At 57.2% G+C, this 16,900-nt stretch carries 11 protein-coding genes; 7 read left to right on the forward strand and 4 right to left on the reverse strand.

Annotated features, from left to right (window positions below):
• Window positions 1–75 precede the first annotated feature (75 nt).
• From hemN to MPZ60_RS10080, 5 genes are all read left to right on the forward strand, one after another.
• The gene (hemN, locus tag MPZ60_RS10060; protein ID WP_034351809.1) at window positions 76–1,458 is read left to right on the forward strand and encodes an oxygen-independent coproporphyrinogen III oxidase; all 1,383 of its coding nucleotides are present in this window, start codon (window positions 76–78) and stop codon (window positions 1,456–1,458) included.
• Window positions 1,459–1,461: 3 nt separating this feature from the next.
• Entirely contained in the window at window positions 1,462–2,175 is a 714-nt protein-coding gene (locus MPZ60_RS10065; protein ID WP_034351810.1) for a sulfite exporter TauE/SafE family protein, read from the forward strand.
• A gap of 92 nt (window positions 2,176–2,267) precedes the next feature.
• Window positions 2,268–3,530 carry an HD-GYP domain-containing protein gene (locus tag MPZ60_RS10070; protein ID WP_242881754.1) on the forward strand — a complete coding sequence of 421 codons (1,263 nt, stop codon included), beginning with the start codon at window positions 2,268–2,270 and terminating at the stop codon, window positions 3,528–3,530.
• Complete coding sequence (locus MPZ60_RS10075) at window positions 3,527–6,016, forward strand: bifunctional diguanylate cyclase/phosphodiesterase (RefSeq protein WP_034351812.1); 2,490 nt, start codon at window positions 3,527–3,529, stop codon at window positions 6,014–6,016. Before MPZ60_RS10070 ends, MPZ60_RS10075 begins: the two co-directional genes overlap by 4 nt.
• Window positions 6,017–6,198: 182 nt before the next feature.
• On the forward strand, window positions 6,199–7,449 hold the full coding sequence (locus tag MPZ60_RS10080; RefSeq protein ID WP_034351813.1) for a helix-turn-helix transcriptional regulator: 1,251 nt from the start codon (window positions 6,199–6,201) through the stop codon (window positions 7,447–7,449).
• A 1,175-nt stretch (window positions 7,450–8,624) separates the two neighbouring features.
• Here MPZ60_RS10080 and MPZ60_RS10090 read toward each other — a convergent pair.
• The 4 genes from MPZ60_RS10090 to MPZ60_RS10105 form a co-directional block, all read right to left on the reverse strand.
• Window positions 8,625–9,590 (reverse strand): SDR family NAD(P)-dependent oxidoreductase, encoded by a 966-nt coding sequence (locus tag MPZ60_RS10090; protein ID WP_242607144.1) that lies wholly within the window; start codon window positions 9,588–9,590, stop codon window positions 8,625–8,627.
• 277 nt (window positions 9,591–9,867) lie between these two features.
• Window positions 9,868–10,941 carry a linear amide C-N hydrolase gene (locus MPZ60_RS10095; RefSeq protein ID WP_034351815.1) on the reverse strand — a complete coding sequence of 358 codons (1,074 nt, stop codon included), beginning with the start codon at window positions 10,939–10,941 and terminating at the stop codon, window positions 9,868–9,870.
• A 555-nt stretch (window positions 10,942–11,496) separates the two neighbouring features.
• Complete coding sequence (locus MPZ60_RS10100) at window positions 11,497–12,417, reverse strand: GGDEF domain-containing protein (RefSeq protein ID WP_034351817.1); 921 nt, start codon at window positions 12,415–12,417, stop codon at window positions 11,497–11,499.
• Between the two features lie 1,845 nt (window positions 12,418–14,262).
• Window positions 14,263–15,141, reverse strand: a complete 879-nt coding sequence (locus tag MPZ60_RS10105) for a LysR family transcriptional regulator (protein ID WP_034351819.1) — start codon at window positions 15,139–15,141, stop codon at window positions 14,263–14,265.
• An 88-nt stretch (window positions 15,142–15,229) separates the two neighbouring features.
• On the opposite strand from MPZ60_RS10105, the gene MPZ60_RS10110 reads away from it, so the two are divergent.
• Both MPZ60_RS10110 and MPZ60_RS10115 read left to right on the forward strand, forming a co-directional pair.
• Entirely contained in the window at window positions 15,230–16,030 is an 801-nt protein-coding gene (locus MPZ60_RS10110; RefSeq protein ID WP_242607145.1) for a glutamine amidotransferase, read from the forward strand.
• Window positions 16,027–16,722: an aspartate/glutamate racemase family protein gene (locus MPZ60_RS10115; RefSeq protein WP_034351821.1), complete on the forward strand. Its 696-nt coding sequence runs from the start codon at window positions 16,027–16,029 to the stop codon at window positions 16,720–16,722. Before MPZ60_RS10110 ends, MPZ60_RS10115 begins: the two co-directional genes overlap by 4 nt.
• The last annotated feature ends 178 nt before the right edge of the window (window positions 16,723–16,900 follow it).

Raw genomic sequence — 16,900 nt, forward strand, 5'->3', positions numbered from 1 at the left:
GGGCATGATTTTCAGGATCTGATTTCCATTGAAATCTGCTCTATACAGAGTGTGGGCGCACCCTAACTCCCAGTTATGACCGCAGTCACGCCTGAGTTGCTGAGCCGCTTTGATATCCCCGGCCCACGCTACACATCGTTCCCAACAGCCGACCGTTTTGTTGAGGCTTTTGGTGCAGACGACTACATACTGGCACTCAAGCAGCGCAAGACGCATTCTGGCTCGCGCGCTTTGCCCCTGTCCGTTTATGTGCATGTGCCGTTCTGTGAGTCGCTTTGCTATTACTGCGCCTGCAACAAGATCGTGACCAAGCATCATGAGAAGGCTGCCGAGTATCTGGACTACCTGAGCCGCGAGCTGGCCATGCATACCGAGCATTGCGGCAAAGGTCAACTCGTAAGCCAGCTGCATCTGGGCGGAGGCACACCGACCTTTTTCAGCGATGCCGAGTTGCAGCAGCTGATGGTTTTGATGCGTGAACATTTCAAGCTGGATCCCGCGGGCGAGTACTCCATCGAGGTCGATCCGCGCACCGTCAGCAACGAGCGGCTGAGAGCTCTCAAGGACATGGGGTTCAATCGCCTGAGCTTTGGCGTGCAGGACTTTGATCCCGCGGTGCAGAAAGCGGTGCACCGCGAGCAGCCCGCCGAGCAAGTCTTTTCGTTGGTGGCCGAGGCGCGCCGCCTGGGCTTTGTCTCCATCAACGTGGACCTGATCTACGGGCTGCCCAGGCAGACGCCCGAGTCTTTTGCGCGCACGCTGGCACAGGTCAATGAGCTGCGCCCCGATCGCATTGCACTGTATGCCTATGCGCATCTGCCCGAGCGCTTCAAGCCGCAAAGGCGCATCGAATCGGCAGACCTGCCCATGGGACAGGACAAGCTGAACATGCTCTCCGGCGCAATTGACGCATTCATGGATGGCGGCTATGTCTATGTAGGCATGGACCACTTTGCGCTGCCTGACGACTCTCTGGCCATTGCCAAGCGCCAGGGGCGCCTGCATCGCAACTTTCAGGGCTACAGCACCCAGCCTGATTGCGATCTGATTGCACTGGGCGTATCGGCTATCGGCAAGGTGGGTGCGACCTACAGCCAGAACGTCAAGACTCTTGAAGAGTATTACGATGCCGTCGATGGAGGCATGCTGCCCGTGCAGCGCGGACTGGCGCTTTCGCGTGACGATCTGGTGCGCAGAGCCGTCATCATGTCCATCATGTGCCAGGGCTCCGTCCTGTATGAGCCCATGGAGCAGGCCTGGCTTATCAATTTCCGCGAGTACTTCGCTGCGGAGCTGGATGCGCTGGCAGAGATGCAGCGCAATGGCTTGGTCGAGCTGTCCGTCGAGGGCTTCAAGGTCACTGGCCTGGGCTGGTTTTTTGTGCGCGGAGTAGCCATGCTGTTTGACCGATATTTGCAGGCCGACCGGAACCGCGCCCGCTTTTCGCGCATCATCTAGCACATGTTGTTTTCGCTGGTCTGGACTGCTTTGATCATGGGGCTCGTGGGTGGGCCCCATTGTCTTGTGATGTGCGCTGCCCCCTGCAGTGTGGTCACAGCAGCGAAGCCTGTCGGCGGCGGGCAGCCAGTTGTCGTGCTCGGCCTGCAAAAACGCCAATGGCTGCGTACCAGCCTGTTTCATCTGGGGCGCATCGCTGCCTATGCCCTGCTGGGCGGGATCGCGGCCGTGGCCATGGAAAGTCTGGCCTGGCTGACCAGTCAGACAACGGCATTGCAGAGACTTTGGACGCTGATGCATGTGGCGGTCATGGCCTGGGGGCTGGCCATGGTGGTGCAGGCGCGGCAGCCAGCCTGGCTGGAGCGGGCGGGGCGTTCCGTCTGGGCCAGGGTTCAGCCCTGGGTCACCGCGCCGGGCGGCAGTCTGGCAGCGGGCTTTGCCTGGGCACTGATGCCTTGTGGTTTGCTGTATTCGGCGGTGTTGGTGGCGGCCTTGAGTGGCGGCGCCTGGCAAGGTGCTTTGTCCATGGCAGCCTTTGCCGTTGGTGGTGCACTGTGGTTGCTGGCGGGGCCCTGGCTGTGGCAACTGGGGCAGTCGCATGTCAATGCATTGCGGGCCAGGTGGGGCACCAGAGTTGCAGGTCTGATGCTGATTGGCGTTGCGAGTTGGGCTTTGTGGATGGACCTGGTCTACAAACCCAGTCTTTGGTGCCGATAAGTCACACAAGAGGGGGTTGTTGACGCTGTTTGCATCCCAACAGACCCTAGTCATGCTTGAGCAGTCATGGAACTGCGGAATAATGTCTCATCTTGTGTGTAGCGCTCAAAGTGAATCGTTTCGTTGCTATTGATATCGGACAACTGCGTATCGGCATGTATGTCCATCTGGAGACCGGCTGGTTGCGCCATCCGTTTCCCGTCAGCAGCTTCAAGATTGTCAATGACGAGCAGTTGCAGACACTCAGGACCCTGAAGCTCAAGGCAGTTCAGGTCGATCTATCGAGAAGCGATCTGGAGGAAGCGGCAGCGCCTCCGACAGCAGACCCTCAACCCGCTCCTGCCCCCCCCGAGAACGATGCGCATGCCTGGCGTAACAGTATTTTGGGCGTGCAGTCCAGGTTTCTGGGCGCGGTTTCCGTATTTGATGACGTGCAGGCCTTGTTGCCTGTCAACCCCGAGAAGGCGCGGACAACGACGGATATGCTGGTTGCACAGCAAGTCGTCAAACTGGCGCAGGCTCGTGATCTGAGTTTGCATCTGCTCGCGGATACGGGGGGCGCCACCTTTGGCGTACATGGTGTCAATGTCTCCGTGCTGAGCCTGTTGCTGGGTAAGACGCTGGGCCTGTGCGATGACGTATTGAAGGATCTGGGCACGGCGGCCCTGTTGCATGACATCGGCAAGCCGGGGCTTGAGATTTCCGCATCGGCCAATGCACTGAATCAGGGCACGGGCCGCACGCCTCTGCGAGAGACCGTGTATGCGCGTCATGTCGGAGAGTCGGTGGCATTGGCTCTATCCATGGGCTATCCTCCTTCCGTCACGACGGCCATCGCCCAGCATCATGAATGGGCCGATGGGTCAGGCTTTCCACTTGGCTTGCTGGCCGAAGATATGGACATTGCCGGACAGATCCTGGCGCTGGTCAATAATTTTGAGCGCTTGTGCAATTTGCCACTGCAAGGCAACGAAATGACGCCTCATGAAGCCATGGCTGCACTGTACGGACAGTATCGCCAGCGATATGCGCCCGATGTGCTCAAGGCATTCGTGCAGACCTTGGGGGTCTATCCACCGGGCTCTTTGGTGGAACTAAGCGATGGGCGGATGGGCGTGGTGGTGTCTGTCAACACCAGCCAGTCGCTCAAGCCGAAGGTGCTGACCTATGACATGCAGGCGCCGCAGAAGCTGCGGTTCGTAGATTTGCTTGAGTATGTGGGTTTGGGTATTCGCCGGGGCTTGACGCGAAATCAGCTTTCTCGAAATGCGTTAGAAGCTTTACAGCCGCAAAGGCGTCTTTGCTACTTTTTTGACAGTTCTGCAGCACCTGCTGCCGAGAAAGACCTCGCGTGACTTTGCAGCAGAGTTTTCTGATTGACCCTCTGCTTGCCTCCATGCTCGATGGTTTGCAGGAGGCGGTCTGGCTGCTGGATGCGCAGACATTGCGTGTCGTGCATGCCAATGCAGCCAGTATGCAGCTCACGGGCTACACGCCCGAGCAGGCGCAGGAGCAGTATGTCGATGTGCTGTGTGCCTCCCTGGTGCAAAAGGCGTTCTGGCAGGATGCCTCAAACTGGGTGGGTGGGGCGAAATTTCTCACAGAAATCTGTACAGCCAATGGTTCATTGACAGCTGTGGAGATGGGGGTGGGCTCCATCGCCCTGAATCCGCGCTGGTTGATGCTCACCATGCTCGACCGCAGCGAGCAGTTGCGGCACGAGAGCGAACTGGACATGCTGCTTGCAGAGTTGCGGGCGACGCTTGAGTCCGCTGCAGATGGCATGCTGGTCTGTGATCTGCGCGGCGGCATTCGGGCATTCAATCACCGTTTCGCGGAGCTGTGGCAACTACCCGAACCACTGCTCGTGCAGCGAGATGATGCGGCCGTCTTTGCCCATCTGGAAGCGCAGACCATCAGCAGCGAGAGTCAGTTCACTCTTCTGCAGGATGCGCAGGACCTGTCGGCTCCTGAAACCTCGGAGGTACTGCAGCTGCTCAGTGGCAGGGTGCTGGAGCGCCGCTCCGTGCCTCAGCTCAGTCGCGGTGTGGCGATAGGGCGTATCTACTCCTATCGAGACATCACGGTGGAATCCAGCTCGGCGACAGAACTACGTCTGGCTGCAAGAGTGTTCGAGTCCAGCCTGGACGGTATCTTCATTGCCGATGCCAATGGTGTCATCGTTCAGGTTAACCCGGCCGGCGGGCAGTTGCTGCATGGCAAGGCGGTGCTGGGGCTCGCTGCCTGGACTCTGTTCGAGTCCGAGGGAGGGCCTGTGTCCGACCTGCTGGAGCTGGCCGCTGCGCGCTGGGATGTGGGCAGCTTCTGGGAGGGCAATCTTTGGCTCAAGCAGAGTGAAGGTCAGCGCTGCGCGGTCTGGCTGTCCTGGGTGGCATTGCGTGACGGCTATGGGCGCCTGGTACAAAGCATTGGCTTTATGCGCGACATGACCATGCAGCGCAGTGCCCAAAAGCAGATTGAGCAGCTGGCTTACAGTGATGCGTTGACAGGGCTGCCCAATCGCCTGAGTCTGAGCCGTCACGTGCAAGCCGCAATCACTGCTGCGCGCTTCACACAGCAGCCCTTCAGCATTCTGTTTCTGGATCTGGATCGTTTCAAGATCATCAACGATTCATTGGGCCATGACTTCGGCGACCGGGTGCTCAAGCTGGTTGCTCAGCGGCTGAGCGGACTGCTGCGCCCTGCGGATGTGCTGTGCCGTCAGGGCGGGGACGAATTTGTTCTCTATCTGCATGATTGCACGGGGGAAGGGGCTTCGGCCGTGGCTGCCCGTATTCTGGACGAAATGCGCCAGCCCTTCATGCTTGACGGCCTGGGCTTTTCCGTTCAGTGCAGCATTGGGGCTGCGCAATTTCCGGCGGATGGTTTGACGCTGGACGAGCTGATTCGTCAGGCCGATATCGCCATGTATCGTGTCAAGGAGCGTGGACGCGGCAATTTCAGTTTCTACCAGCCGCAAATGAGTGCGGGTCTGCTCTCGCGCATGAAGCTGGAGCATGCCATGCGCCAGGCGCTGGACAAGGGGCATATGGCCGTGCACTTTCAGCCACAGGTACATATCCGTTCGGGTCGCATTGTGGCGGCAGAGGCTTTGCTTCGATGGACGGACCCCGAGCTGGGGGTGATCTCTCCTGCAGCCTTCATTCCCTTGGCGGAGGAGTCCGGCTATGTGGTTGCGCTGGATGCCTGGGTGCTGGAGCAATCAGTACAAGAGGCGGCGCGCTGGCTGGCTATGGACATGCCTGTCAAGGTATCGGTGAATGTCTCCGCGCTGGAGTTCAGGCAGCCGGACTTTGTGGATCGCCTCAAATATGTGCTGGAAGCCAGCGGCTTGCCGGCACAGTGGCTGGAGCTGGAGCTGACCGAGAGCATTTTGCTGCAGGAGGCGCAGGAAATGGCTTTGCGCGTGCATCAGATCGCAGAACTGGGTGTGGGCCTGGTCATTGACGACTTCGGTACCGGCTATTCGAGCTTGGCTTATTTGAAAAAACTGCCGATCTCCAAGATCAAGATCGACCAGAGTTTTGTGCGCGGCCTGCCGCACGATGCGGGAGACAAGGCCATTGTGGGCGCCATCATCAGCATGGGGCAGGCATTGGGCGTGGAACTTGTGGCAGAAGGTGTGGAAACGCAGGAGCAATGCCAGGCAATTGAGCAGTTACAGGGTGACTACTTTCAGGGCTATCTGTGCTCGCCAGCCTTGCCTGCGGAGCAATTCCGAAAGCGCTTGGAGCAGGGTGCATCCGAGCAGGAGCCGAGAGTTCAGCCGTATTCGTCGGGTGACGATGCCAGTGGCATTCATATTGCAGGTCTGCAATAGTTGGAGGACATGCTTTTTTGCTAGGTTTCCTATCGTCTGATTTGACGATGCGCAGTTTGTGGGGGCTCAGCAAAATCAAGGCATTTCTTGGGCCGACTTCCGGGTGCGTGCATCAATGAAGAACGCGCGCAGAGTTGAGTAACTGTGCGGTATTTGATGGGCCGGATTTTTTGAGACAGCAAATGCCCAAAAGCGATTACGCAACTTTTGATTTCTACAACTATCGCTCGGATGCTCTTCAGGCCGTCACCGGCTTTCCCGTCCCGTATGCTGTGGAGCCTGAGGCAGCTTCTTCGCCGGAACAGGTCCCGGTCATCGGTACCGAATCCCTGAGTCAACTGATTACTGCGCTGTACGAGTCAGCCATGGACCCGCAGAACTGGAAGGTATTTCTGGAGCTGCTGCGCTCAAGCGCCAATGGCAACTACGCCTCGCTTGTGGTGCGCGACCCTCATGGTGAGAATGTGGGCTGGGTGATTTCAGCATCGAGCGGTCGCTCCGAAGTCATTCCTTACGACCCCTATGCGCAATGGAGCCCGTTTCTCGGTATCGCCAAGGACAAGGTGCTCACCCTGTTGGATGTGATGACGGAAGCCGAATGGCATTCCTGTCGCTACTACACCGACTGGTGCAAGGGGGTGGACATCGAGCACATTCTGGCCGTGGATGTCATGACCGATAACGGCTGCTCCTATGGTTGGCGTATCACGCGGCCTGCGGCGGCGGGAGCATTCGAGTCAACACATCTGGACGTGGTGCGCATGTTGGTGCCGCACCTCAAGCGGGTGTTGAACATGCAGCTGAATCTGCATCGTGACCGGCAGGTCATTTCGCTATACGGGCGTGCCACTGCGCAGCTGATGATGGGCGTGGTCATTCTCGATCAGACGGGGAAAATGATCGAAGCCAACCCAGCAGCCACCACCATTTTGAACGTGGGCGATGGAATACGGGTCAACAACGGTGCGCTCGAGGCCGTCTATGCCAATGACAATCGCCGGCTGCAGCGTCTGATCCGCGATGCCTTGCTCTCTCCCAAGCTGGAGAGCGTCTCCATGACCGAGGGCATGTCCATCACTCGCCAGTCCGGCCAACTCAACTGGGGCGTGGTGGTGCAAAGCATCTCTCCCGATGAATGGACTGAAGGCAAGCAGCGTCCCAGCGTAGCGGTTTTTCTGCGTGATACGACGGGCAAGGCAGAGCCGCCCGTCAAGCTCACGCAGCAGCTTTTTCATCTGACTCCTGCAGAGACAGCAGTGGCCACGCATCTGAGCAACGGCATGTCTTTGGAGGAGGCGGCCGAGGCTTTGGGTATCAAACCCAATACCGCCCGCGCCCATTTGCGCGCCATCTTCTCCAAGACCGGGGTACGTCGTCAGACCGAACTGGTGCGACTCTTTCTCAACAGCGTGGCCTGGTTGGGCAATCATTGATTCCAGCCCGGAAAGCAGGCAAAAAAGGCCCGGCAAGCGGGCTGTTTCTTGTGCCTGGCTGGAAGCTGTTGTCAGCGTGGGGCTTGCATCCGTCATCGCCTCGTGGTTGTTGGAGTCGCAGTCATGGCGCTTGAAGTCGTCATTCACTGGCTGGGTCATGCCTTAAAGGTTGGCACTATCACGGCGGAGACGCTGCCTGCAAGGTTGAAACCAGGTTTGAATGCGAAGGCAGATGCGCCACCGACGTCTGGAGCTGTCGAATGCCGGTCGCAGCCTTCCTGTTAGTCGCTTAGTACGCTTGCTGCAGAGGCGAGAGCATCGAGCACTGTCGGCTGAGTTTCCTGCGCAGGCTGCATGCAGGGGAACAGGGTGGCAGTTGTTTGCAATGCGTTGCGGCATGGTCGGAGATCCTGCTTTCCATTTCGGCTCCTCGAATGAGAAAAGCACGCGACGGGCAGGGGTTGCAGGGCGGCGCTCGTCCCTGGCCTTCTTGAAAGCTGGAGGAGATTGATGAATGGCAACTGCCGCAGCGCTTACCAGATTGAGTGTTGAGGGCAGGACTCCAGAAAGTAAAAGCCACATAGCGGATAGCTATGGTTAAACTATGGCTGATTAATTCAGTGAGGCATGTATGGATCGAATGGATGCCGGCGCAACGTATGAAATGAGCCCGCGCAGGGTTGTGTTTGAGTACAGGACCAATGGTGAGGCTCGATCAGCAGCTATCAGTGGCGATGCACTTGAGCGTCTGACGAGAGCCAAGGAACTTGCTGGAGCGGGGCAGAACCTGGCGGCATACAGAGCCCATTGGCAAGCAATTCATGGGCTGGCTGCGACAAAGCACGATCAAGGTCAGGGGCCTGTCGTCATTCGCGTCGGTGATATTCAAGCTCGATAGAGTGATGTGAGACCTGTGCCAGGCTCTCTGTGCTCATGAAGGAGTCGGGCGGCAACCTTTCTTGCTTCTTGAATCTGGACGTCAAGCCATTCGGCCTTGGCGGCTGCAGCGGCCCGCTCTGTACCTTGCGAAGCGGCTGTAGAGGGTATGGGGCTTAATGGTGCAGTGCGCATGGCGTTTCTGGAAGCAAAAAGCTCGCGCGATGGCGAGCCTGTTTGTTGCTTGAGCTGGCTTGTCAGAGCCCACTCATGCGACTCACGGTTGGAGTGCAGTTAATTCATGCTGGGCGTCGTGGCGTTGGCAGATGGCCGCCGTCGACGTAGATGTTCTGACCGGTGATCCATTCGCCTTGGTCGCTGCACAGGAATGCGACCAAGTGGGCGATATCTTCGCCGGTACCTGCTCGACCCAGAGAGATGTAGCCGGCGATCATGTCGTCCCACACTTTGCCGCGAGGCACATCATCCAGGCGACTTGTTTCCACGATGCCTGGAGCCACGACATTCACGCGAATCTTCTTGGGGCCAAGCTCTCGCGCCATGATGGTGGTCAGGCCATTGATGGCCACCTTGGTGGTGGCGTAGGCGCCAGTGTCAGGTGCCAGCAGCTGCGCTGCCAGCGACGAGATATTGATGATGGCGCCGCCTTCTCCCTGTGCCCCCATATGTTTTGCGAACGCACGAGACATATAGAAGGTTCCGTTCAGGTTGACATTCATCACCCGATGCCATGTATCGATGGATAGCTCCGTCACCGGGATGCGGTCGTCGCCGCGGGTTGCGCCCGCGTTGTTGATCAGAAAATCCACACGTCCCCATTCTGCAATCGTGCGTGCAAGCAATGCGTCGATGGACTCTGGATTGCTGACATCGGAGACCACAGGCAGGGCGCGGCGCCCGAGCTGACGGATTTCATCCGCCACCGATTCGATATCTCGCCAATGCGCTTTGCGCTCATCTTCCGGATAGGTGTCGGGGGCGCGGCCCGTGCCCGTCAGGACAACATCACAACCCGCTTGCGCCAATGCCAGTGCAATGGGGCGACCGATGCTGCGCATCCGGCCTGCACCGGTGACCACGGCCACTTTGCCTTCAAAACCAGTCAACGTATACGACATGCCACTTCCTTGCGATAGGGATCCTGAACATTCAGACGAATCAAGATTCTTCGGTCTGGCTTGATGCTCCTGCACTCCAATCTGCGCATCAAGGACGATGCAGCGGTTGAAGATCGAGCAACTCATCAGCCAGATTCTTGAAGTGGTGGAGTTGAGGAAAATCGTCTGATGGGACTAGGGATACGCGCCCATTGAAGGGTTCCTGCTTGCTGGTCAGTCAGGGGTCTTTTGGGGTGCGCTGAGTGCAAGTGGATGGGGTCGGTACGCCTTTTCGCGGTAGGACAGTGGCAACTCGGAAGCAGGGTTGGCGGACCGCCAGCATTGGCTGATACATCGCGCTCCAGAAAGAAAAACCCGCACGGTGCGGGTTTGTATCAGGGCAGAATCATTGGCTGAGAAATGATCAGATGCCTTGAAATTTAAACGGCTCGGATGCCTTGAATTGGCCAGTGGCATCCCCTGAATAAGTGTGATTCTGGTCCGGTCCCAGATCGATCTTCATGACCTTGCCTTTTTCCTTGCTGAAGTCCAGTGCCTTCAGGTCTACCCAGAAGGTGTTGGGTGTCAGTGCCGACTCAAAGAAATACAGCTTGCGCTCGTGATCAAACACGGTGCGCCAGCGTGTGGAGGAAATATTGGGCTCCTGCGGCGTATTCAGACCATAAGGAACAGAGGCATTGCGAATCACACTGAACACGCTGGCGAGCGCCTTGTTCGGGCTTTGATCCTTGGGTATTGCGTTCACGTAGAACGAAGCGCGGGCGAAGCGGTCTGCTGCACGGTTGGTGCCAGGCAGCATTGTGGTGCCTCCAATCTGTTTCCAGTATGCATTGAGCGCCAGTTGCTGGTCGAAGGTTGGCGAGTTTGTCATGACCTGGTATTGGCGACCATGATGAATGACTTGCTTGCCCGCGATGTATTCCACGATCGCGCTATCGCCGCTGGCGTCGGAGATTGAAAGGTGTACGGTTGTCAGCCGGTTTTCACCGGGCATGGTGTCGGATACGAGGGTGAATGGTTCCTTACTTAGCGCGGCCACTGCCTGCTGCACTGTCGCAAAGTTGTCCAGTACATATTGAGCCCAGGCGGCAATCGATAGGCCTGGCTTGCTATTGGTGCCAAATGCAGGGTATTGCGACTCGACGAGCCATAGAAGGTTGGCATTCAGACCGGCTTCGTTGACCCCGTCGGTAGTGGAAATGTCATAGCCTGAAGTGATGACGCTGCCGTACTTGGACGTCCAGCGCACAGTATTGGGGCCGGTTTCGCCAGTGCGCTGCATGCCTCGCGGCAGTACCCAGAGGTTGCTGACGATGTCACTCTTCCAGTCCATGGATCGTGCAGTGATCACTTGGCCGTTGGCTCCGTGAAATACCAGCCGTGTGCATGCCCAGGAACTGGACATGGCTGCTAGACCTGAAACTCCAAGTAGCAAGGCTGCTACACGAGGGCGGATACACGGCATATTCATCTTCATTGAGCCTCCATGGTTAAAAAATGTGAATGGTGCCAAGCATGCCACATGCATCGGTAGTGAGATATTGATCGAGCTCCAGCGACGTAGATGCCAGGCCATAAACATTCAAACTGCCTCAGTACCTGCTCTTGCAATAAGTCCAGCAAGGCAGTGGCGATTCATGAGCGTCGGGAGCATGTGCTTTTCCAAGCACAAAATTCCGCTGCATGGCAGGAAGGGCTCGATAAGTGGATGTTGAAAACGGCTGTGCGCATGGCACGTTTTATCTCCGGGCGCGGCCTTGGCGCCGGTGATGCTGGCGCTGCTCGGAAAGAATGCAAGAGCATTGCGGCCTTCGCATCCCTTCGCCTCAATCGGATCGGTAGTCAGGCGCGAAGGCTTGGCCCTGGCAATGGCGCCTCCTGTATCAAGGAAAGCTGCGATCGTGAAGGCTCTCGGCGTCCATGACCGCATCAAGAAGTGCAATGTGCTTGATAGCGGTAGGCAGTGGGCGGGAATGATCACTCACAAGGAAGTGATCTGACGGCTCAGGGTCTTGGCTAGCGAAAGTTTGATCTATGCGAGAACTACGCGATTGCGTCCAGCGGCCTTGCCTCGATACATAGCAGCATCAGCGCGCGAGATGAGGGCTTCTGTGGTTTCTCCCTGTCGATACTGAGTCGCACCCAACGTACATGTCACTCGCAGATCTTTGTGCACTAACTGTGTCCACGGGAGTGCTTCTGTGCTTTCGCGAATTCTCTCAAGCAGCACTCCTGCCTGGGCCAGTTGTGTGTCACAGAGCACCAGAAGAAATTCTTCTCCGCCGTAACGGCCAGCGCAATCGGCTGCACGAATCTGCGAGGACAGAAGTTGTCCAAAGGCTCGAAGTACTTGATCTCCTCCTTCATGACCGTAACGGTCATTGACCTGTTTGAAGAAGTCAATGTCAAGCATTGCGATGCAAAACGGGGCGTCTCTGCGTTGAGCCGCATGAATACATTGTTGCAGTCGATCCATGACCCCTCGGCGGTTTTCCAGTCCCGTCAAGTCATCGTTGCGCACCAAGTTTTCAATCTGCTTCAGCGCGATGGCCAGTTTTTCATTACTCGCACTGAGTCGATATTGCATGCCACGAAAGTAGGTGACCAGCACGCTGCATCGGACGACTGCTCCGAGCATGACGCCGACAGTGAGGAACTGCCCGATGAGGGTGTCGGTGGTCATGCGCATCTGTGGCCCTACCCAGTAAACAGCCAGTGCAATTGCAATGAGCGTGCAGCTCCAGGTCATCCAGAAACTTGTACGCCGCGGTGCAAGAAAGCCGTCGGTACTGAAGACCAGAAGCATAACCAGTGCCTGGAACGCAACCTGAGGCGCTGCGACAAGCAAGCCCAGCACCCCTGTAACCGAGACCAGTTGGTGCCAGAAGAATAAGCCAGGGTCACTCTGAGTCTGGCTCCAGCCACTGGCGTAGGCCCAGGTGATAAAGGCCATCCCTGCACCTATCCAGAGCCCATACAGCAGCACTGCATGCAACGGTAGCCTGCCCAGCAGTGGCCGAGAAATAGCATGAAGGCATATAGATGGCTCAATAGGACCGAAGCGTGCAACTGCCAGGTGCGCTTGCGCCAGCGTTCGAAATGCTGAGTTTCATTGGCAAGAGGCGATGAAGACTTAGGGCCCCACAAGGGTGGTCCGCGTGTTTTTTCAGGGGAGTGAGCCATTGCCGGTTAATGGTCGCCAAGGTGCGATTGGTTGTTGCAAACAACAGTTTGCCCGAATTCCGGCCCCGGAAAATTACGGTGAGTGACCTGACAAAGTTTGGGTCGAACTGATCGCTAACGGTGCATACGGCAAGGTGACCCAGAGCCATTGGAAGGCTATATCGGTAGAAGTGTTTCCTGGCGCCTTCAACTCGACATGCCGACCTACAACACTGCGGTAAATGCTCTTGAACATTGCGATCCAGAAACAAAAAAAGCCCGGTTGAGCCGGGACGGTGCACAAATTGGGTAGGCAAACAGGAAGTTCAACAAGAACTTACATGCAGCGCGCGCGGCAAGACTAGCCTGCAATGCTCCACGTTCTTAAGGAGTTGCTATGAAAGCGCTACTTTTAATCGCGGCACTTGCCAGCATGCTGGCAGGGTGCTCAATGATGCCGGGACGTAGTTCCGGGTCTATGCCTGCCGAGAGTTCCAGCCAGACGATGGGCGGAATGAATATGAGCGGCGACCGGGATCGCTGGATGCATGACGACAATGGACGTCCTTGGACCGGAGGTGATGGTGCCTTCTATGGCGCTCAGAACATGTAGGTGAATGGCAGGGTCAAGCTTTTGCTTCGAGGCACTGCACGGTCCTTTCGTCCAGCCGCTCGGCATACGTGCCTGGGCACACGAATTCGTCGCGCAGTGCCTTCACTGGAACAAAGGGCTCATCAGCCTGCCAGAAAGAGCCGATCAGCCTCGACCTCAAGTAGACAGCCAAGTTTTATGGCTTCAAAGCTTCAAAAAACAGAGCGCATCAATACTGACTGTTGTATGAATTAGGTAAGCAAAGTAGCCGTTCAACAAGAATTTACAGCGGACGCACGCCTCAGGAATAGCCTTGAAGACTCCTTCTTCTCAAGGAGTTGTCATGAAAGCGCTACTTTTAATTGCAGCAGTAGTCAGTACGCTGGCGGGTTGCTCGATGATGCCGGGGCGTGATGCCGGACACATGCCAGAGCAAGGTGCCCAGCGGACGATGGGAAGCAGTGATATGCGCTATGAATGGGGGCGTGGAGCGTATCAAGGTCCAGGCAGCATGCCGCTGTGGGCAGGCGGGGATGACACTTCTGGAGGCCTTGGCTGGCGCCGTGATTAAGCAGTAAGAACCACATCCTGTGCGAACGCCGCTATTTCCTACCTGGCACTCCAAGGACCTTCCTGTAGACACTGCGCGCTCGTGTCGCCCAGCCACTCCGGGAGGTTCCGATCGCATAGTATTGACTGGGTAAGTCCAGCATCCTTCAACCAAAGGCATTTCCCAGTCATCGACCGCAATCATCACGCCTGTGGCGTTGGCGTCTATTTCAATAGGGAAATCATTGGGCTTGTCGAAGGAGTTGACGTGGTTGGCCTGCCTCAGTTCTTCCTGCGGCACTTTGATGAGCTTGGGCTAATCGTTGTTGTGGGACTTCAGGTGCTGCAAGAAGTTCGGTAGATGCGCTTGTGGACGATTTTGATCGGCGGCCCATCGGTCAGGCGAGAGTGACTCGGAGCAGGCCGCTGCGGCTGCGGCATGGTGTCTGGTCGGAAACGACCAGAAGCGGCTGCTTAAGCTCAAAGAGCTTAAGGTCAACTCTTTAGGCGGTTGGCGGCCAGCATTTGCCTCAACGCCTCCGTGGAGGCTGACTCCTGCTGTGGCAACCAGACCAGATGCGTGGTCACTTCTGCATAGTGTCTGGGCAGGGGAAGCACTTGCAACTGTGGTTCGGCATGTACGGCCCTCAAGATGGAGCGCGGCATGATGCCAACGCCCGTACCGGCTGCAATGCAGGCCACGATGGCGTGGTAGGACGCCATCTCCAGAACGCGGTGAGGGGCAGTTCCGATGCTGGCAAACCATTCCTCCAGGATTCGACGGTACGAACAGCCTGCAGGGAATGCAATCACTGTGCAGCGTGACAACTGTTCCGAATCCAGCACACCGGTAGCCGAGCGTGCGGCGATGAGCACCAGTTCCTCATCGAATGCTTTCTGGGTCGCCAGTCCCGGTGCCGTAAACGGCTCAGAAATCAGCGCTGCATCCACTTCATAACGCTGAACCATGTCCAACAACCGTGATGTGGATCCGGTAACCAGTTCGATGAATACATCCGGGTAGCGCTCATGAAACCTGGATAGAAACGGAGGTAGTCGCGCCGCAGCCGTGCTCTCCAGTGTGCCCAGTCGCAGCGTACCCTGCGGCGCCCGAAGCAGCATTGCGGACTCGGCCTCTGACGACAGTCGCAATATCCGTTCGGCGTAGCCGCGCAGTACCTCGCCTTCGGCCGAGAGCTTGAGCCGGTTGCCATGCCGCAAAAAGAGTTGCACGCCCAGACGCTCCTCCAGATTGCGGATGCGCGTGGTGACATTGGACTGCACGCGGTTCATCTGCCTGGCAGCCTGGGTGACACTACCGGTATCCACAACAGACTTGAAGAACGCCAACGATTCCAGATCGATCTTTCTCATTTGGAGATTTTCTCATCATTGAAATTCAGTATTCATGATGGATTTGTTTCACTAAAGTGTGAGGTCTTGCCACCTTCCTACATTTCTCGTGGACTCTCAATCTTTGCTGCTGATCCAGGCGGGCACGCCGCCCGAGGACATTCGAGTCATCGCAGGCGATCTTCCCCAGTGGTTTCTGGCAGCTGCCGGCTGCAGGCCCGAAACCATGGACATAGTGAAGGTGTATGAAGGAGAACCTCTGCCCGAGCCCGGGCAGCACCGTGCGGCGATCATCACGGGCTCGTGGTCCATGGTGACCGATCAGCATCCCTGGAGCGAAGCGACCGCCATATGGATACGGCAGGCTGTGGCACAGGGGATGCCTCTCATGGGAGTTTGCTATGGGCATCAGCTTATGGCTCATGCACTGGGAGGAGCAGTGGACTACCACCCTGACGGCAGAGAGATGGGGAGTCTGGAAATCGAACAACTGGCGGTTGCTGAGCCGGACGACTGGCTTGCCGGATGCCCACCTCGCTTCCTGGCCCACCTCACACATCTTCAGACCATCCTGCGCCTGCCCAATGGAGCCAGGGCATTGGCTCGCTCAGCTCACGATCCCCATCAGATAGTCCGATACAGCCCCACCGCGGTGTCCGTGCAGTTTCATCCAGAGTTCACATCGGAAGTCATGGCAGCCTGCATCAATGCAAGAGCGCAAGTGCTGCGCGCGGAAGGTCTGGATCCAGCAGCCATGCTGCAAGGTGTTAGTCCGACACCAACGCCGTTGATGCTGCTAAGGCGCTTCATCGAAACACATGCTGGCACCGTTTCAGCAGGCAATTCAGCGGCCTCGCTGAATGTCGCCATGGGCAATCACCCGGAATTACCTCAAGGAACAGCGAAATGAAGAAACTCGGCCTCATTGGTGGCATCGGCCCGGAGTCCACCGTGGCCTATTACCGAAAGATCATTCACGGCGTTCAGACACAGACGGGCAAGGAGAATCTGCCTCGCCTGTCCATCGAAAGCCTCAACGCTTTCAAGGTGTTCAGCCTTTGTCGTGAACGCGAGTTCGAGCAGCTTGCCGACTATGTGCTCGGGGCAATTCACAGCCTGGCCGCCGGTGGTGCGGACATGGTGGGTTTGACTGGCAATACGCCCAACATCGTTCTGGACCGCATACTCCCGCTGTCGCCGGTTCCCATAGTGAGTGCCATTGATGCCACCTGCAACGCGGCACAGGAGCGAGGCGCGCGAAAAGTCGGTTTGCTGGGTACCGTGTTCACCATGACGAATACATTCTTCAAGACACCTTTTGAAGATCGGGGCATACAAGTTATCGTGCCCAGTGAGCATCAGATTGCGCAAATCCAGGCCAAGATCGAGGCCGAACTTGAGCATGGCCTTGTCAAAGAGAACACTTGCCGGGAGTTCGTTGCCATCATTCGGGATTTGCAGCAACGTGAAGGTATCGACCATGTAGCACTCGCCTGCACTGAACTGCCGCTGATCCTTGGTGACCACAACAGCCCTGTTCCCTGCCTTGATACCGTTGAAATCCACGTAGAGGCATTGGTTCGTGCGGTGCTTTCGAGCTGAGCCTACTTCAGGCCCAGCTACCAACGTTACTGCGGTCTTCTCGACCGAACAGCGACAGATTCAATCGGCCCAGCCGTTCAGACGCCGGTTCGGCGTCTGCAATGCCACCTTGTACATTGCATCTCACTTCAAGGGGACTTCAAGCTTGGTCAAGTTGCCAGCCAACTTGTACAAGTCG

Source organism: Comamonas sp. 7D-2 (assembly GCF_022749555.1).
Classification (GTDB): Bacteria; Pseudomonadota; Gammaproteobacteria; order Burkholderiales; family Burkholderiaceae_C; genus Comamonas; species Comamonas thiooxydans.